Genomic DNA, 18,327 nt, shown 5'->3' with positions numbered 1-18,327 from the left:
CCAGGTCATATATAATGAATGTATTGCGGAAGAACCGTGGCATTGATCTCTCTTTGCCGCGGTTTTTGCTTTCAAATAGGTGATTTTATATGCTTCGGGTATGGAATTGGCCTTTCATTTGCCGGTAAACGCTAGTCGTCTATGGGACGTGTCAAGTCGTTATCCGTGGATGGTCAAGGCTTAAGCCAACGCTTGGCAGCGGTTCCGTTCCGTATTAGCTTCCTATTTCTAACGGAGTCAAGGCTTCGATCTCGATTTAACAATAAAAGGGAATTATGTGATACGAGGTCAAAAAAACGAATGTATGTTCGAAAAAATGCTTGGCAAACACCCCAAAACAAGGTACAATAGATCCATAGGAACAGTTGTTGCCCTTCCTGCAAAGTGTTCAATGAGATTTTTTATTATATAAATAGAGAAAAGGATGTGATCTGATTGTCAGATCGTCGTGCAGCGCTGGAGATGGCGCTTCGTCAAATTGAGAAACAATTCGGTAAAGGTTCCATTATGAAGCTGGGTGAGTCGACTCATATGCAGGTCGAAATCGTGCCGAGCGGATCGCTGGCTCTTGATATTGCGCTTGGAATCGGCGGCCTTCCGAAAGGCCGGATTATTGAAGTGTACGGACCAGAATCGTCGGGTAAGACGACAGTTGCCCTGCATGCCATTGCTGAAGTACAGAAGGCCGGCGGACAAGCTGCGTTTATTGACGCGGAGCATGCGTTGGACCCAAGCTATGCGAGCAAGCTGGGCGTCAATATTGACGAACTGCTGCTGTCCCAGCCGGATACGGGCGAACAAGCGCTGGAAATCGCCGAAGCGCTGGTGCGCAGCGGCGCGGTTGATATCATTGTCGTCGACTCTGTAGCGGCGCTTGTGCCGAAGGCGGAAATTGAAGGCGAAATGGGAGATTCCCATGTCGGTCTTCAAGCTCGTCTGATGTCCCAGGCTCTTCGCAAGCTGTCCGGGTCGATCAACAAATCGAAGACGATTGCTATCTTCATCAATCAGCTTCGCGAGAAGATCGGCGTTATGTTCGGCAACCCGGAAACGACACCGGGCGGACGCGCGTTGAAGTTCTATTCGACTATTCGTCTTGACGTACGGCGCGTAGAGAGCATCAAGATGGGCAACGACATCGTAGGTAACCGCACCCGCATCAAGGTTGTGAAGAACAAGGTTGCTCCGCCGTTCAAGCAGGCAGACATCGATATCATGTATGGCGAAGGTATTTCGAGAGAAGGCAGTCTTGTAGATATCGGAACGGAAATGGATATCGTCAACAAGAGCGGGGCCTGGTATTCCTATGAAGGCGAGCGTTTAGGCCAAGGCCGTGAGAACGCGAAGCAGTTCCTGAAAGAGAATCAGAACCTGGCCCTTACAATTGAGAACAAGATTCGTGAAGCGAGTAATCTCAGCACTCTTGTAGCCGCTCCGACAGAATCGGAACTGCAAGCGGAGAAAGAAGAAGAGCAGGCGCTGCTGGAAATCGAATAATCCGATGGATAGATATACAGGCGCCCTTGTCCTAACAAAGGCGCCTTTTTTAGTATGTCAAACTCAAAATATTGTGGAGGATACGCACCATGACGATACAGCTGGAAGCCGAGGATGACCGTCAGGAAGAGAACGTGCTGGCGGAGTTCCCGGATGGCGAGGAGCTGACGATAACCAAGGTTGAGAGGGAGCCCAGATCCGGTTACCGTTATCTGCTGCATTTCGGCCCTTACCGGTTGAGCGTTCATGAGGATATCATGATTAAATACCGGATGATCACGGGCAGTGTGTTCACCAAAGCGGAGCTGGAAGAGGTCGTCCTGGCCGACGAGAAGCAGAGAGCCTATGTGGAAGGTCTTCGTTATCTGGAGCGCAAGCCCCGGACAGCGATGGAGATGACCCGGCGTTTACGCCAGAAAGAAATCGGCGAGACTGTTGTTGAGGAAGTCCTGGGCCGGTTAATCCGGGAACGTCTGATCGACGACGATCAGTACGCGAGACAATGGGCGGAGCAGCGGGTGACCGCCCACCGCAGGGGCAAGCTGTGGGTGAGACAGGAACTGCGCGGCAAGGGGATCGCGAAAGAGACGATTGCCGAAGCGCTTGGAGAGATCAGTCCAGAGCAGGAGAAAGAGAGCGCCATGCAGCTTGGCGCCAAGAAATGGAATACGATCCGCGGGGATCTTATGGATAAGAGACGAAAGACCGGGGCCTTTTTGATGAGACGGGGATACTCCGGCGAAATCGTCCGAGTTGTGCTCAATTCCCTCAAGGAGGACGAAGCGGATGCAGGAGAATTCGAGGATTTGAATGAATTCGAGTGATCTCCTTGACTTTGTGCCTGGTATCGACTCTCTTGACAATGTCTTTTTATAAACTATAGAATATAACATGAATCGGCATGACATTGAATCCTTTTTCCTTCCCAAAAAAGGGTATCATTTTCAGGTTTGATTCACGTGTCAATTCATATGAAATGTAATCGCCGGATGCGGCGGGCAGTGTGCATGTGAAGCATGTGCAGTTCGGCAATCGGTGAATTTACCGGTTTTTTGTATGGTGATGAACGGATAGTTTGACAACTGCACAAATCCCAAGGAATGCCTTGGAGGAACCAACGAGGAGGTGAAACAGATGGCTACCTGGATCTGGATCATTATCGTTCTCGTTGTAGCGACATTATTCTTTGGGTTCGGTTATTTTATTCGGAAATCCCTTGCAGAAGCTAAAATTTCCAGCGCGGAGCAAGCCGCCGCCCTAATCGTGGAGAACGCGAAGAAGGAAGCGGAAGCGTTGAAGAAGGAAACGGTGTTGGAGGCTAAGGACGAAGTCCACAGAATCCGAACCGAGGCTGAGAAGGAAACTCGTGAACGTCGGAATGAAATCCAACGTCAGGAAAGACGGTTGCTGCAAAAGGAAGAATCGCTGGATAAAAAAATGGAATCGCTTGAACGAAAAGAAGAACAAGTGGCTAACAAAGAGAAACGAATTGATGAAACCCAGCAGCAAATCGAGGTCATTTACAAAAATCAGGTTACCGAGCTGGAACGCATCTCGAACCTGAGCATGGAAGACGCTAGAAGCATTATCCTATCCAATGTAGAACAGGAAGTCCGTCATGAAACCGCTCAGATGATCAAGGATATCGAGCAGCAGGCCAAGGAGGAAGCGGATAAGAAGTCCCGTGAAATCATTACGCTGGCTATCCAGCGCTGCGCTGCCGATCATGTGGCGGAAACAACGGTATCCGTCGTTACACTTCCGAATGAGGAAATGAAGGGCCGGATTATCGGACGCGAAGGCCGGAATATTCGTGCACTTGAGACTCTTACCGGCATCGACCTCATTATCGATGATACGCCGGAAGCGGTTATTCTGTCGGGATTCGATCCGATCCGCCGTGAAGTGGCGCGTACCGCGCTTGAGAAACTGGTGGCGGACGGGCGCATTCATCCAGCTCGCATTGAGGAAATGGTCGAGAAATCCCGCAAGGAAGTCGACGAGCGCATTCGGGAATACGGCGAACAGGCAACCTTTGAGGTTGGCGTTCACGGCCTGCACCCGGATTTGATCAAGATTCTCGGTCGATTGAAGTTCCGCACGAGCTACGGTCAGAACGTACTGAAGCACTCTATGGAGGTTGCTTATTTGACCGGACTGATGGCCGGTGAGCTTGGGGAAGACATCGTGCTAGCCAAACGGGCGGGATTACTGCATGATATCGGCAAAGCGCTGGATCATGAAGTAGAAGGTTCTCACGTCGAAATCGGCGTGGAGCTTGCGAAGAAATACAAGGAACATCCTGTTGTCATCAACAGTATCGCATCCCACCACGGGGATGCCGAAGCGACTTCGGTCATCGCCATGCTGGTCGGAGCAGCAGATGCCTTGTCTGCGGCAAGACCGGGCGCACGCCGGGAGACGCTGGAGACCTACATCAAGCGTTTGGAGAAGCTGGAGGAGATTTCCGAATCTTTCGAAGGCGTCGAGAAGTCTTATGCGATCCAAGCTGGACGCGAGGTGCGCGTCATGGTACAGCCGGATAAGATCGACGATGCCGAAGCTTTCCGTCTGGCGCGTGATATTACGAAGACGATTGAAAATGAACTGGATTACCCGGGTCATATCAAAGTTACCGTTATTCGAGAGACACGGGCAGTTGAGTACGCTAAATAGGTATAATCAGAAAAGTGGCGCCTCTGCGGTGTCACTTTTCTTTAACTTTAGATCCATTGCCGGCTGTACAAGCCGGTTCGCTGCATACAATTAGGAGGAGATTACGATCAAAGTTCTGTTTATCGGAGATATAGTCGGGAACACTGGACGCAAGGCACTGAAAGAGACGCTGCCGCTTCTTAAGGACAAATACCAGCCGCATATCATTATTGTTAACGGTGAAAATGCGGCCGCCGGCCGCGGCATCACTTCTGCAATCGCCAATGAATTTTTCAACTGGGGTGTTCACGGGATTACCATGGGCAATCATACCTGGGACAACAAGGGCATTTTCGATTTTATCGACGATGAGCCCCGCATGGTAAGACCGGCCAACTTCCCGCCCGGGACGCCGGGACAGGGATATACGGTTGTGAAGGGGAACGGCAAGCAGCTCGCGATCGTCAATCTGCAGGGCCGAACCTTTTTGCCAGCCATCGACTGTCCGTTCCGCACTGGTGAGGAAATTGTGGATGAGCTTAGACGTAATCATAAATGCATTCTGGTCGATTTCCATGCCGAAGCTACTTCTGAGAAGATTGCGATGGGCTGGTTCATGGATGGACGCGCATCTATTGTCGTAGGAACTCATACCCATGTGCAGAGTAACGATGATGTGATTTTGCCCGGGGGAACGGCTTATTTGACGGATGCGGGTATGGTTGGTTCAAGAGAAGGAATTTTGGGTATGGAAAAAGATGCGGTACTCTACAAATTTACAACCCAGCTTCCGTCCCGTTTTGTCGTCGATGAAGGAAAGTGGATGCTCCATGGACTGTTCACCGAGCTGGATGAAGACACCGGCAAAGCGAAGAAGCTTGAGAAGATCCGTATGCGTGAAGATGAGTGGGTAATGAATTAGAGCTGAGGCGAAGCGGCGACGGTTGGGTCTATAGGACGATTTTGTTCGGTCGTGGAGAATTGTGATCTTTGTTATATCGATAACTCGCATCTTTTGTACCAATTTCTGTGAAGGGATTCAAAAAAGAAGGAATTTTTCATTGCCGCGCGAATAACATCTAAAGTAGTGGAAGAACACCTATTCTTTTTCCCAGGGGAGGTACTTACTATGGATGTATTAAAAGTATCAGCCAAATCCAATCCGAATTCCGTTGCCGGTGCATTAGCAGGTGTTCTTCGCGAGCGTGGGGCGGCCGAACTACAGGCCATCGGGGCTGGGGCTCTGAATCAAGCTATCAAAGCAGTTGCGATAGCCCGGGGGTTTGTTGCACCAAGCGGCGTTGACCTGATCTGCATCCCTGCGTTTACCGACATTGTCATTGATGGAGAAGACCGAACAGCCATTAAATTAATCGTTGAGCCGAGATAGAAATAGAGAATTCAAGCAGTGAGCCTGTTTACGTAAAGTAGACAGGCTTTTTGCTATGGAATAAAAAGGAGGACAACTCTCATGAACAATCCGGGATCAAGTCAGCCAAAAGTCGAAGTGGCGGATTTTCACTGCGATGTGCTCAGCCGCCTGCTGGAGCATCCGGAGACCGATTTCTTGAAAGGCGGCCCGCTGGACGCCTCGGGGGAGAGATTAAAATCTGGAGGTGTCGTTCTTCAGTGCTTTGCCATCTATTTATCGCAAAAGTGGGGTATTCCGAAATTTGAGCTTATTCTGGGACAGATCGAGCGGTTTCGCCGGCAGGTGCTGGAGCAGGGAGGCGTGAAGCATCTTCGCTGGAAGGAAGAAGTGGAGAAGATCGGGCATACGCCCACGCCAGGGAACAGCACGCTCTGGGGGCTTTTGTCGATAGAGGGCGCGGAGGGGCTGGAAGGCAATCTGTTCTATGCGGAAGCGGCCTTCGACCTCGGAGTCCGGCTGCTTGGGCTTACCTGGAATTATGCGAATTGGGCGGCGGACGGCGTGCTGGAGCAGCGGAACGGCGGTTTGACGAACAAAGGGCGTAAGCTTGTGGAGTGGTGCAATCAGAAAGGCATGCTGCTCGATGTCTCCCATCTGTCGGAGGCAGGATTCTGGGAGCTTGCGGAGCTGGCCGCCCGCCCGTTCATAGCTTCCCATTCCAATGCGAAGGCAGTCTGTGGGCATGTCCGCAATTTGACCGATGAGCAGATTCGGGCCATCATATCAATGGACGGCAGGATGGGTCTGACGTTCTTCCCGCCGTTCGTCAGTGAACACGGTACAGCGGCGATTCCGGATCTGCTGAAGCATGTCGAACATGTATGCAGCCTTGGAGGAGAGAAGCAGCTTATGTTCGGATCGGACTTTGACGGTATCGATGCCTGGGTGGAGGGATTGGAGCATCCCGGCTGTTATCCGGCGCTGGTCGAGCAGCTGCTGGCCCGTTACCCCGAGGATCGGGTCAGAGGTTGGATGCACGGCAACGCGTTCACTTTTTTACATAAAAATTTACCTGCGGCTCCATAGGAGAGACTCCAGTATAGACAAAATCATCCATTGACGAAAATGCGAACTCTTGGTTATAAGGAGGCCTATCATGTATAGGTTCCTTTTTATTTTGGATGAAATAGGAGTATAATGGTCAGTGGCTTGTACAAATTATAGAGAAAATACAAGGAGTGACTTACGATGAGTAAGACAGTACCCGTAGGTGTGTCGGCCAGACATATTCACCTAACGCAAGAACATGTGGAGGCGTTGTTCGGACCTGGCTATCAGCTGACCGAATTCAAACCGCTCTCCCAGCCTGGACAATTTGCAGCCAATGAAACCGTAGCGGTTATCGGCAGCAAAGGCAAATTCGACAAAGTAAGAATTCTGGGACCGGTTCGTCCCGCATCCCAGGTTGAAATTTCCCGTACCGACGCATTTGCGATCGGCGTGAAAGCACCTGTCCGCGAATCCGGCAAGATCGATGGAACCCCTGGCATTACGCTGAAGGGACCGGCAGGCGAAGTTGAACTGGAGAAAGGCGTTATCGTGGCGGCCCGTCACATTCATTTTCATACATCCGATGCTGAAAAATGGGGCATTGCCGACAAGCAGCTGCTGAAGGTTCGTCTTGGCGGCGAACGCGGCCTTGTGCTGGAAAATGTCATTGCGCGCGTGTCCGAGAGCTTTTCGCTTGATATGCACATCGACACCGACGAAGCGAACGCTGCAGGCGCAAGCAACGGCGACACCGCCGAGATCGTCGATTAATCAGGTTACCTGTACGGTATCCTTAATACCATCCATATTTCACATGTACAAGTTAGCAGGCCAGGCGGGGGAGAAATCCCCCGCTTTTTTGGTTGTCTGGGGCATCAGTCCCAGCGGCAACTAATCGTACGCCCTGCACGGTGACATTCACAATCCTCTTAAAGCCTCTAAATAGTTCGGACATGATTACAGTGACATTTAACATTGCGCAAATCATTTCTGTCTATGCTCATGAACTTTCTTCGGTATAATAGAGGCAAACTGCCGGTTTCCCGAGGGTTCGTCCTTGAGAAGAAGGTGAAAGAAAGGTGAAAGCGTGAATAAAAAAGCCGTCAGGGCCTGGATCATGTACGATTGGGCCAATTCCGCCTATGCGACTACGGTGCTGGCTGCGGTGCTGCCCATTTTCTACAGCTCCGTTGCCGCCGACGGACTGCCCAAGAATACCGCCGCCTCTTACCTGGCCTATACGCATGCGATCGGTATGGCGCTTGTTGCCTTGCTGTCGCCGCTGCTGGGTGCGGTTTCGGATTTATCGGGTAAAAAAACGAGCCTGTTGACCTGCTTCTCACTGCTCGGTATGGCCGCAACAGCCGGCTTCGCTCTCGTGGAACGGGGAGACTGGCTGATAGCCTCCACACTTCTGGTTCTGTCGACGATCGGGTTCGCAGGGAGCAACTCCTTCTATGATTCAATGCTGCCCGACCTGGTGCCTTCGGAGAAACGCGATGAGATTTCGGCCAAAGGATATGCTGCCGGGTATGTGGGCGGCGGGCTGCTGCTGGCTGTGAATCTGGTCATGATCCAGATGCCTTCGGTGCTGGGCCTCAGCGATTCGCTGGCCGGAACGCGCCTCGCGTTCATATCCGTAGGGCTGTGGTGGCTCGTGTTCGCACTGCCGATCATGCGAAGAGTGCCTAATCTGCCCAGACAGAGCAAGGAGAACCTGAACGCGGCGGGCTATATGCGGGCGGGGGTACAACGGATCGCGGGAACGTACCGGGATATCCGGCGTTATCCGCAGCTGTTCAAGCTGATTGCTGCGTTCTGGTTCTACAATGACGGCATCAACACGATCATCCTGATGGCGACTATCTATGGCGCGACTATCGGCATCGGAACGAGCGATTTGATACTTGCGCTGCTGATTACACAGTTCGTCGGCTTCCCCAGCACGCTGCTGCTCGGAAAGGCAGCGGGCCGCCTTGGAGCGAAGCGGACGCTGATCATCTCGCTGCTGGTCTACGTGCTGATCGTTGCGCTGGGTTTCGGCATGACCAAAGCTGTTCACTTCTATGCGCTCGCTATTCTGGTAGGGCTTGTCCAAGGGGGAAGCCAGTCGATTTCACGCGCCATGCTCAGTGATCTTATGCCGGCACACCGTACCGGAGAGCTGTTCGGCTTCGTGAATATCACGAGCAAATTCTCCTCGATCTTTGGGCCGTTCGTGTTCGGACTTGTCGGACAACTGACCGGAAGCCAGCGTCTGGGGATTTTGTCGCTGATCTTGTTCTTCGGACTTGGCATTGCGATCCTCTTGAAAGTGAATGTGGAGCAGGGAAAGAAGGACAGCCTAGTGAAAACTGAGCCTGGTTCGTACGGGCTAAAGAGCGATACGGACGGGGCGGAAGGATTTGTCTCATAAAGAGCTTACCGGCCGGAAGGGATAGCAGTGAACGGGCAGGCAAGCTAAAAACCGCGAAGAACTGCCGAGGGGCTTTTCTTCGCGGTTTCTTTTGTTGAGGAGGCCAGCACTAGATTGGCAGAAAACCGTTGGACGCTTGAACAGAGCCAGAGCCTTCAGCTGCTTGCCGCAGTGTCCCAAATCGGCTCTGCATACTGATTGATCAGATTGGAGGCGCAGTCCTTGCCGGTATCATAGGAGCGGTTGCCCAAGAGACCCCGGAAATGCTCGCGCCGGTTATTCGCTTCAGCGGGATTGTGGGCGGACAGCCATCCGGCGAGCGCTCCGAGAACGGCACGGCCCTCTGCCAGCGCCAGCTCCCACAGCTCCGGCACGCTCTCCGTCCGGACCTCTGAATACAGGGCCGAATGCCGCCAGGGAGCTTTGCGTTCATTCAATACATCCAGCTTCGTCTCGGCCGGACTCGGCTTGCGGTAGAACAGTCCGGCATTCGGGCCGCGCACGATTTTTTTCTTCCAGCCGTGCGGGTCGAACAGCAGACGCTGCGCCAGCACCACATCCCGGTACGCTTCCTGCCAGCCGGACTGCGGGAAGCCTTCGGCTTCCACGAAATGCGAGACTGTCGTGTCATGAAGGATAGAGATAATGGAGGAAGGCAGCTTCGGACCTGCGTCGATTTGCTTCCAGCCCGGCTGCTCCCATGTACGCTCTCCGTTAAGCCAGGCGAGGAAGACGGTGTCCAGCAGTATTTCGAACCGCTGATGGTCCCTGTACTTGTATCCCGCCTTCCAATTGATGTAGGGATGGAGGTTTCGGTCCAGCAGATGATGCGTCACGAATCCGGCGAAGTAGGCCGTAGCCTGCTCCCGCTGCGCATCCGGAAGTTCAAGCACCCGGTCCCAGAACTCCATCAGGACCGGCCCGCAGTTGGTGCCATGAATGAGGTCGCCGATGAGACCGGCCTGGATGTCTTTTTTCCAAGGGAGAAAACCGTAGTAATACAACAGATCAGGTCCTTGACATCCCAACTGGTACAGCTGCCGCCACCGCTGCGAAGCGGCCGGGAACAGCCGGCTGCCTTGCAGATCGCGTTCAAGCTGTCGTCCGTACTCGATATGCATCCACAAATTAGGCACCTTGATTCCTCCCACTATAAATTAATAAAATCTCTTGTTTACTCACTCTTTCTCGGATTTTCACTCATTGACAGATCGAGAGATGGAGAAGTCATGTAAGGATGACATTATTTTCTGGAGGAGCCGGTGGCGGGAATAGAGGTCGGGGGATTATTTCCAACCCTTAGATAATTCCTCTGATCGCACCTTGGATATCCACACCTTCTTTTGACGGCTTACCCTCCCATGTCACGCTGGGTCTTAGCCCTTACATTCCTTCGTTCTGCCTCTCAAAAGGTGGACGCCGTTTCTTGCTCCTTTACAGGGTCGTTGCCCTTATGGAATAATTCCTACGGCTGCTCCGTGCTTCCGTTGTCTTGGCTCATTCCGGTCCGGCGGTAAACATGAATTCGGTTTGGCTTAAGCTGCCATCTGTAACTGAGCCTGACGCACCGGCCCTAACACGTCGTTTGCGTTGTACGGAACCTGCTTGGTTCCGAGCGTATGAAGCACGCGAATGAGCTTCCCACACAAGGCTACAAGGGATTGCTTTTTCTTGAGCGGATTTTGACTTCGCTTGGTGAAATACTGGTGCAGTGCCTTAAACTCGGCGTTCTTTGCCACCATGGGCATCACCGCCCGGAACAGCAGCGCCCTTAGGCGTGCGCGTCCACGTTTAGTAATACTGGATTTGCCCTTTTTCTTTCCCGAACTGTTCTCCTTGAGGTTTAGTCCGGCGAGCCGAATAATCTGCTGTCCATGCTCGTAACCGCTCAGATCCCCGACTTCGGCGAGAAACCCTGCCAACGTAACTACGGCTACGCCCGGAACGGTAAGCATCTCTTTCGTTCCCGGAATTTGAGCAAGGAGACGTTCCACCTCGGCCAGAATCTCTTCGAGTTGTCTGGCGAACATCTCATACTGCTCCAGAAGCGTCTTGATCTCCACTTTCGCTCCGGGAAGTCCTTCCGTAAGCCCGATGGAACGCCTCGCCGTTTCCATGAGGTGCAGCGCTCGTTTCGCCCCTACGGCTCGTTTTACGTCTTTTTTCCACCGCTGGACAATGGCCTCTGTGCCCATCTCTACGATTTCTCCTGGCGTTGGAAACTCGCTAAGCGTAATGCGTGATGCCTTGCCTTCCCAGTCTTTGAACACCTGCGTGTACTCCGGAAAAAAGCGGTCCAGCCAGTTCTGCACCCGTCTTTGCACCTGTCCGAAGTTCACCATGATCTTCTCCCGAAGATTCATGAGAATCCGCAGGTCGGCGTAAACGCTCGTTGGCAGTTTGGGCTCGCTGTACTTCCCGTTTCGCACCAAATCGGCAATGACCTTGGCATCTTTATAGTCACTTTTCGTGGGTGAATTGTCTTCCAGTTCTTTGCTTTTGTGTACGTGATGCGGATTCACAATGACCAAAGGAATGCCCTGCCGCCCTAAATATTCCGCCAGCGTAAACCAGTAGTGTCCGGTGGGCTCAATACCGAAGAGGACGTCACTCTTGGCATGCTCCTGCTGAAGCTCCTTCATCCACTGAACCAGTTGCTCGAGTCCGGCACGGGTATTAGAGAACACACAATCCTTACCCAGTTCGATCCCTCGAAAGTCTATGGCGCGAGCCACATGGGTATCTTTGGCGATATCTGCGCCGACCACGAGGGTATTTTCGGAAATTCGGGTGATTCGTTGATTCTGTTTCTTCGATTGTTTATACTTCATGATAGAGTGCCTCCTATGCTGAAATTGTTCTTTGGTCGGAACGTTTCCCAGTATACAGAAGGCGCTTTTTTCATTCAAACCTCAGATTAATTCATTACAGGAATGGCTCCTTTATCCTGTTATTCCTCTTCCATTATACCTGTGAATCATTAGGGATAAATTAATACGTTTGCCTTCGGGCCGCCGTATTGTGTTAAATTAGTATCAGGAATAGGGGAACGGGGGTAATGAAAGCATGAAAGCAGCAGTCAAGACGAACGCAATGCGTCTTCTGGATGCGAAAGGGATATCCTACGGAATATTGGCTTATGACAGCGAAGACGGTCAGATCCATGCCACGGCAGTCGCGGAGAAGATAGGCAAATCGGTGGAGCAGGTATACAAGACGCTGGTCGCACACAGCGGCAGCAATCTGTACGTCTTTGTCATTCCCGCCGCAGAAGAGCTGGATCTCAAGAAAGCGGCCAAAGCTGCGGGCGAGAAGAAGATCGAGATGCTGCCCGTAAAGGAGCTGCAGAAATGGACGGGCTACATCAGAGGCGGCTGCTCGCCTGTCGGTATGAAGAAGCTATACCCCACCTTCATCGACGACAGTGCGGAGAATCTGCAGCTTATGGCAGTCAGTGCCGGCAAGATCGGGATGCAGATAGAGCTGCCGCCGAAGCTGCTCGCTGAAGCGGTGTCTGCGGTGTTCGCCGGGGTAGTGAAGGAACATGACGATTCCGGCACGCTTTAGATCCAAGATCGAGATTTCAATATATGGGTAACAAAAGCAAGCGGTCACCGGCAGAGCCGGCGGCCGCTTCGTCTTTTTTAAAAGAGATCAGTAGATCAGCTCGATACCTACTTCCGACAGCCGCCGCGACCATTTCTCGTTGGGTTTGCGGTCTGTGATGAGATAATCGATTCGTTCAAGCTCCGCCAGACCGGAGAAGGCGGTCTTGTCAAATTTCGTATGATCCGCCAAGAGAATGACCTTATCACATTGGCCCAGCATATACTTCTGGATGAACTCAAGTTCACGAAGACCCTCTGGCAAATGTGTACGGAATGCCTCGTTGTCTTCCCGGACGGCGTAAGCATCCTGCCATGGATCGTGCCGGGCAGCAACGAGATCGGACGGGAAACGGCCAAGAAGATGAAGGACTCGCTTGTTGTCATTTGGCCGCATCACGGCATACTCGGAACCGGATCCGCTATGGATTCCACATTCGGCCTCATCGAGACGGTTGAAAAAGCGGTGGCTGTCTACAATTTGACTGGTGGACGCGAGATCAAGCAGGTCATCACCGATTCGGAGCTGGAGGCGCTGGCTAAAGCTTTTGGCGTAACGCCTAAGGCCGGTATTCTCGAGCTATAAGCATTCATTTATGTGACTAATATATATTACCGGTTTCAAGCCGGGTACTGCATGCTGTATATGCGGTGCCCGGCTTTTTGATTGATCGGCTTAAATCAGTGTAATGGATGGGGACGTTATGGATAGTAAAGATTTTAAGCCATAAATATGATATATTTAAAACTAAACGATTCATGGGTATATGTGCTGTCTGCTGCCTGTATTTGCTGCAGTAGCCTTTGCTTAATGGACGCCGCCAGGCGTTTGGATATGCAATTCGATACCACTAGATGCTATGAATGACTCAGATAAGGATGTGTACTTCATGACCAAGGAGAACCGCTCACCGGACTTAAAATCCGGCAAGGGCGCCAAGGATTATTCCAAATATTTCGATTTCAGCGGAGCCAAGGTGATCGCCGAAGCAGAAGGCAAGACCACCTTCCGCATCAAGGGCAGAACGATTCAGGTGAACAGCCAGCCCGACTATAGAGAAGGCAAACGCCGCGGGAAGGAAGAGATCGAGGTTCATTATGATTTTGCTATTCCCGAGGATATGAGAACCTTTGGAGAAGGCAAGCTCTATTCCATCACCACCTACGGCTGCCAGATGAATGAGCATGACACCGAGACGATGAAGGGACTTCTGGAGCAGATGGGCTACCGGAGCACGGAGGACCGGAACCAGGCCGACATCATTCTGCTCAACACTTGTGCCATCCGGGAGAACGCGGAGGATAAGGTGTTCGGCGAGCTTGGTCATCTCAAGCACCTCAAGACGGAGAAGCCGGGCCTGCTGCTTGGCGTCTGCGGCTGCATGTCCCAGGAAGAGGGCGTCGTCAACCGCATTATGGCCAAGCATGGTTTTGTCGATATAATATTCGGCACCCATAATCTTCATCGGCTTCCCGCACTGATCAAGGAAGCGGTGTTCAGCAAGGAGCTCGTCGTGGAAGTCTGGTCCAAGGAAGGCGACATTATCGAGAACCTGCCCAAGAAACGGGAAGGCATGCGCGCTTGGGTCAATATTATGTACGGGTGCGACAAGTTCTGCACCTACTGTATCGTTCCTTTTACTCGGGGGAAAGAGCGCAGCCGCAGACCCGAGGACGTCATCGCCGAGCTTCGCGAGCTGGCCCGCCAGGGCTTCAAGGAAGTGACTCTGCTCGGACAAAATGTCAATGCGTACGGCAAAGATTTCACGGATCTGGATTATACCTTCGGCGATTTGATGGATGACCTCCGGAAGATCGATATCCCGCGGATCCGGTTCATGACCTCCCATCCGCGCGACTTCGACGACAAGCTGGTGCAAGTGCTCGGCAAGGGCGGCAACCTGATGGAGAGCATCCATCTCCCCGTTCAATCCGGCAGCAACGCCATTCTGAAGCGCATGAGCCGCAAATACAGCCGTGAAACTTACCTGGAGCTTGTCCGCAAGCTGAAGGGTGCTGTTAAGGATGTTGTTCTGTCAACCGATATTATTGTCGGCTTTCCTGGAGAGACGGAGGAGCAGTTCGAAGAGACCATGTCGCTTGTTCGGGAAGTCGGTTTCGATATGGCATACACGTTTATTTATTCGCCGCGCGAGGGCACCCCGGCCGCCTCGATGGAGGATAACGTACCCGCCGAGGTCAAGAGCGAGCGTCTCCGCCGCCTGAACGAGCTGCTGAGCGAGCAGAGCCGCGCCGGCAACGACCGGATGATGGGCCGGACAGTAGAGATTCTGGTCGAGGGCGAGAGCAAGAACAACGCGAATGTTCTGTCCGGCCGCACGCGCAGCAATAAGCTGGTGCATTTTGAAGGGCAAAAGGAGCTGATCGGCACCTTCGTCCAAGTCAAGATTACCGATACCAAAACCTGGTACATCAAAGGCGAATACGTGGCCGAAACGGCCGCAGCCCTGTGAGATCACAACAAGAGAAGGAGGGATCGGCATGACAGAGGAGAGAGGCCATGTCAATCAGTATGGAACGATGTCCAATGACTATCGCGAACTGATCGGCAGGGATGACATATTGGCCAAGGCCAGCGAGCTTGCCTCGCTGATTTCGACCAGCGAAGAAGTGCGGCATTTTCAGCAGGCGGAAGAGAAGATTCAGGATCATACCCGTGTGCAGGGGCTGATCTCCCAAATCAAGAAGAAGCAGAAGGAGATCGTCGCCTTCGAGAGCCTCGGCAACAAGACTATGGTGGAGAAGATCGAGGCTGAAATCAGCGAGCTGCAGGATGAGATCGACAGCATCCCGCTCGTAGCCGAATTCCAGCAGAGCCAGAGCGAAATCAACGAGCTGCTTCAACTGGTGGTCTCCGTCATCCGGGATACCGTATCGGAGAAGATCAATGTCGAAGCCGGGACGGACACGCCTCCGTCGAAGTGCGGCGAGTAACAGAAGGATGCTCAAGCCGGACGCTTGCGAGCCTATCCATCCGGCAACAGACCCTGCGCTTGTGCCAAGCCGCAGGGTCTTTTTTGAAAGAAGGCGTTGTCAATGGGATGCAAAATTCCGGCTTTTGAGAGAAGGGTTCCTTTAGTCTGGCAGAAGGTTATTGCTTTTGGAAGTTTAGATTTGGTAACATTTAAGGATACGAATATAATTCAGCAGCGGTAAAGGATGATTTATGGTGAGCCAGAACGGAGAACAAAGCTATAATCCCAAAAAATACCGGACACCGGACGGGGTCCCGGCGGATATTGTTATGTTTACCTTGACGAAGAGAGAGCGAAAGACCGTCACCAAGACACTGCCCCTGCGCGAGCTCAAGGTTATGCTGGTCCGGCGGAAGAAATGGCCGTGTGAAGGTAAATGGGCGCTTCCGGGCGGCTTTTGCCAGGAGAATGAATCGATCTACGATGCGGCGAAGCGCGAACTGAAGGAAGAGACCGGTGTGGACGGTGGACATTTGGAGTATCTTGGCGTCTACAGCACCCCGGGCAGAGACCCTCGCGGCTGGATTATCAGCCATGCGTTCTTTGCGCTTGTGGAAGAGTGGATGCTGGAGCAGCGCCAGGCCTCGGACGACGCAGGAGAGGTGGGACTGTTCACCTTGAGAGAGGCGCTTGAGGAGCTGGATCTGGCCTTTGACCATCACGACATTATTACCGACGCTTACTTGCGGATTCAGCAGCAGATGCTTCAGACGACGATCGCGAAGCAGTTTTTGCCTCCTCATTTTACGCTCAGCGAGCTGTATCAAGTGATTCAGACGGTGGTCCCCGAATTCAAGGAGCCGAACTTTATCCGCAAAATCACCTCGACAAGAAGCCGCCAGGGCATTCTTCAGGAAGTACGGGACAGCGAGGGCAACCCTCTTAGCTCGAACCAATATTCGCAGCGGCCGGCACAGCTGTACATGTTCACGGACCATCAGCCACTGCTGTCGATTTATACGTAATGGCAAATAAGGCCATACTACAGCATGCAGCCGGAAGTACGGGGTAACTCCCTTGCATTCGGCAACCATTTCATAGAGTACTGGAAGAGAAGCGGCGGCGAGCCGCTTTTTCCGCCTTTTATAAGATAAGGAACGGCGTTTGATGACAGGAGATGAATCAGTTGAACAGAGAGCTTGCTCTGCATACGGATAAATACCAGATCAACATGATGTACGCCCATTGGGTGAACGGTTCGCACAAGCGGCGAGCGGTGTTTGAAGCCTATTTCCGCAAGCTGCCGTTCGGGAACGGATTCGCCGTGTTCGCCGGTCTGGAGCGGATCGTCAATTATATCGACGGCCTCCGGTTCACGGAGGAGGATGTAAGATACCTCTCGGAACAGGAGGAGAACTACGACCCGGCGTTTCTGGAAGAGCTGCTGCAGTTTCATTTTCAGGGCAGCATCCATTCGATGAAAGAAGGAGCCCTTGTCTTTCCGGAGGAACCGCTAATACGCGTCGAGGGATCGATAATGGAGGCTCAGCTCGTAGAGACGGCCATCCTTAACTTCATGAATTACCAGACGCTGATCGCGACGAAGGCGGCCCGGATCAAGCAGGTGGCCGGAAACGATATTCTAATGGAATTCGGCACGCGCAGAGCGCAGGAGGCGGATGCGGCGATCTGGGGGACGCGGGCGGCGTATCTCGCTGGATTTGACGCGACCTCGAACCTTCTGGCTGGCCGGATGTTTGGCATCCCGGCGAAGGGAACGCATGCCCATTCCTGGGTGCAGAGCTTCGGCAGCGAGCAGGAGGCGTTCGATATCTACGCCAAGGTGATGCCTGAAGGCGTAACACTGCTGGTTGACACATTCGATACGCTCAGAAGCGGCGTTCCCCAAGCCATTGCAACAGCGAAGAAGCTGGAGGCCATAGGCAAGCGCATGAACGCGATACGGCTCGACAGCGGAGACCTCGCTTATCTGTCGATTCAAGCGCGCAAAATGCTGGACGAAGCCGGTCTTCCATACGTCAAAATCGTTGCCAGCAATGATCTTGACGAGAACACCATCTCGAACTTGAAGCTTCAGGGGGCCCGAATCGATTCCTGGGGCGTCGGCACCCAGTTGATTACAGCCTCGGACCAGCCTGCCCTGGGAGGGGTATACAAGCTGGTCGAAATCGAAGCGGAGAACGGGAAGATGATTCCGACGATCAAGATTTCCTCCAACCCGGAGAAAGTCACGACTCCCGGTCAGAAAGACGTCTTCCGCATCATCGGTCCAAAAGGCAAAGCGCTGGCGGATTACATCAGCTATCCCGGAGAGCCCAGCCCGCGTGATGGTCAGCCGGTGAAGCTGTTTAACCCGCTGCATCCCTACCTGCAGAAGACGGTTGAGGCTTACACGGCGCTGCCTATGCTGGAACCTGTCTATCAGAACGGCTTGCGCGTCTATCAACTGCCGAGCCTAGAGGAGATCCGCTCGTATCACCGGGAGCAGCTCGATTTGTTCTGGCCGGAATATTTGCGCAAGCTGAACCCCGAGGTGTACCGCGTGAACTTGAGCGAAACAGTCTGGAACCGCAAGCAGGAGCTGATCAAGGATCATTTGCAGGCCGACAGGGATTAGCCAGGGGCATTACACGCCGCAAATTTTTTGATTTTTTTGTGAAAATCAATGATCGTTACATTATTTTTCCGGCAGAGAAATCTGTGCTTTCATTTTAGCCTCTCCAAGCCTCTACTTTAGGAGGAAGAAGAGGCTTTTTTGTGCTTATTTTTGCCATA

Annotated in this window: 16 protein-coding genes and 1 pseudogene; 14 read left to right on the top strand and 3 right to left on the bottom strand. The window is 52.7% G+C overall.

From position 1 onward, the window contains the following. The first annotated feature begins 435 nt into the window (after positions 1 to 435). From recA to PSTEL_RS15350, 8 genes are all read left to right on the top strand, one after another. The gene (gene recA, locus PSTEL_RS15385; RefSeq protein ID WP_038696604.1) at positions 436 to 1,497 is read left to right on the top strand and encodes a recombinase RecA; all 1,062 of its coding nucleotides are present in this window, start codon (positions 436 to 438) and stop codon (positions 1,495 to 1,497) included. 89 nt (positions 1,498 to 1,586) lie between these two features. Further along, positions 1,587 to 2,321, top strand: a complete 735-nt coding sequence (locus PSTEL_RS15380; protein ID WP_038696602.1) for a regulatory protein RecX — start codon at positions 1,587 to 1,589, stop codon at positions 2,319 to 2,321. A 310-nt stretch (positions 2,322 to 2,631) separates the two neighbouring features. Then, positions 2,632 to 4,173, top strand: a complete 1,542-nt coding sequence (gene rny / locus PSTEL_RS15375; RefSeq protein ID WP_038696600.1) for a ribonuclease Y — start codon at positions 2,632 to 2,634, stop codon at positions 4,171 to 4,173. A gap of 106 nt (positions 4,174 to 4,279) precedes the next feature. Beyond that, positions 4,280 to 5,074, top strand: coding sequence for a TIGR00282 family metallophosphoesterase (locus tag PSTEL_RS15370; RefSeq protein ID WP_084065120.1), 795 nt, complete (start codon positions 4,280 to 4,282; stop codon positions 5,072 to 5,074). Positions 5,075 to 5,281: 207 nt separating this feature from the next. Beyond that, positions 5,282 to 5,542 (top strand): stage V sporulation protein S, encoded by a 261-nt coding sequence (locus PSTEL_RS15365; RefSeq protein ID WP_025335291.1) that lies wholly within the window; start codon positions 5,282 to 5,284, stop codon positions 5,540 to 5,542. Between the two features lie 81 nt (positions 5,543 to 5,623). Continuing rightward, positions 5,624 to 6,610 (top strand): dipeptidase, encoded by a 987-nt coding sequence (locus PSTEL_RS15360; protein ID WP_038696595.1) that lies wholly within the window; start codon positions 5,624 to 5,626, stop codon positions 6,608 to 6,610. 162 nt (positions 6,611 to 6,772) lie between these two features. Next, complete coding sequence (pduL, locus tag PSTEL_RS15355; RefSeq protein ID WP_038696593.1) at positions 6,773 to 7,345, top strand: phosphate propanoyltransferase; 573 nt, start codon at positions 6,773 to 6,775, stop codon at positions 7,343 to 7,345. 316 nt (positions 7,346 to 7,661) lie between these two features. Next, positions 7,662 to 8,990, top strand: a complete 1,329-nt coding sequence (locus tag PSTEL_RS15350; protein ID WP_052098540.1) for an MFS transporter — start codon at positions 7,662 to 7,664, stop codon at positions 8,988 to 8,990. Between the two features lie 155 nt (positions 8,991 to 9,145). Here the strand turns inward: PSTEL_RS15350 and PSTEL_RS15345 are convergent, their stop codons facing one another. After that, complete coding sequence (locus tag PSTEL_RS15345) at positions 9,146 to 10,126, bottom strand: zinc dependent phospholipase C family protein (protein ID WP_038696591.1); 981 nt, start codon at positions 10,124 to 10,126, stop codon at positions 9,146 to 9,148. A gap of 399 nt (positions 10,127 to 10,525) precedes the next feature. Further along, complete coding sequence (locus PSTEL_RS15340; protein WP_038696589.1) at positions 10,526 to 11,821, bottom strand: IS110 family RNA-guided transposase; 1,296 nt, start codon at positions 11,819 to 11,821, stop codon at positions 10,526 to 10,528. Between the two features lie 235 nt (positions 11,822 to 12,056). Between PSTEL_RS15340 and ybaK the strand changes: the two genes are divergently transcribed. Beyond that, the gene (gene ybaK, locus PSTEL_RS15335; protein ID WP_038696588.1) at positions 12,057 to 12,557 is read left to right on the top strand and encodes a Cys-tRNA(Pro) deacylase; all 501 of its coding nucleotides are present in this window, start codon (positions 12,057 to 12,059) and stop codon (positions 12,555 to 12,557) included. 87 nt (positions 12,558 to 12,644) lie between these two features. Here the strand turns inward: ybaK and PSTEL_RS27055 are convergent, their stop codons facing one another. Continuing rightward, positions 12,645 to 12,818, bottom strand: coding sequence for a DeoR/GlpR family DNA-binding transcription regulator (locus tag PSTEL_RS27055; protein WP_084065440.1), 174 nt, complete (start codon positions 12,816 to 12,818; stop codon positions 12,645 to 12,647). Between the two features lie 6 nt (positions 12,819 to 12,824). On the opposite strand from PSTEL_RS27055, the pseudogene PSTEL_RS15330 reads away from it, so the two are divergent. From PSTEL_RS15330 to PSTEL_RS15310, 5 genes and pseudogenes are all read left to right on the top strand, one after another. Next, positions 12,825 to 13,181: pseudogene (locus PSTEL_RS15330) on the top strand (class II aldolase/adducin family protein); the annotation flags it as partial. Positions 13,182 to 13,485: 304 nt separating this feature from the next. Continuing rightward, a complete protein-coding gene (miaB, locus tag PSTEL_RS15325) occupies positions 13,486 to 15,069 on the top strand; it encodes a tRNA (N6-isopentenyl adenosine(37)-C2)-methylthiotransferase MiaB (protein WP_038696587.1) in 1,584 nt (527 codons plus the stop codon). Positions 15,070 to 15,097: 28 nt separating this feature from the next. Next, positions 15,098 to 15,550 (top strand): YlbF/YmcA family competence regulator, encoded by a 453-nt coding sequence (locus tag PSTEL_RS15320; protein WP_038696585.1) that lies wholly within the window; start codon positions 15,098 to 15,100, stop codon positions 15,548 to 15,550. A gap of 232 nt (positions 15,551 to 15,782) precedes the next feature. Then, on the top strand, positions 15,783 to 16,556 hold the full coding sequence (locus PSTEL_RS15315) for an NUDIX domain-containing protein (protein ID WP_052098538.1): 774 nt from the start codon (positions 15,783 to 15,785) through the stop codon (positions 16,554 to 16,556). A gap of 152 nt (positions 16,557 to 16,708) precedes the next feature. Further along, positions 16,709 to 18,169: a nicotinate phosphoribosyltransferase gene (locus PSTEL_RS15310; protein ID WP_038696584.1), complete on the top strand. Its 1,461-nt coding sequence runs from the start codon at positions 16,709 to 16,711 to the stop codon at positions 18,167 to 18,169. Positions 18,170 to 18,327 lie beyond the last annotated feature (158 nt).

This window comes from Paenibacillus stellifer (genome assembly GCF_000758685.1).
Taxonomy (GTDB): domain Bacteria; phylum Bacillota; class Bacilli; order Paenibacillales; family Paenibacillaceae; genus Paenibacillus_AQ; species Paenibacillus_AQ stellifer.
This window is presented reverse-complemented; position numbering and strand designations above follow the sequence as displayed.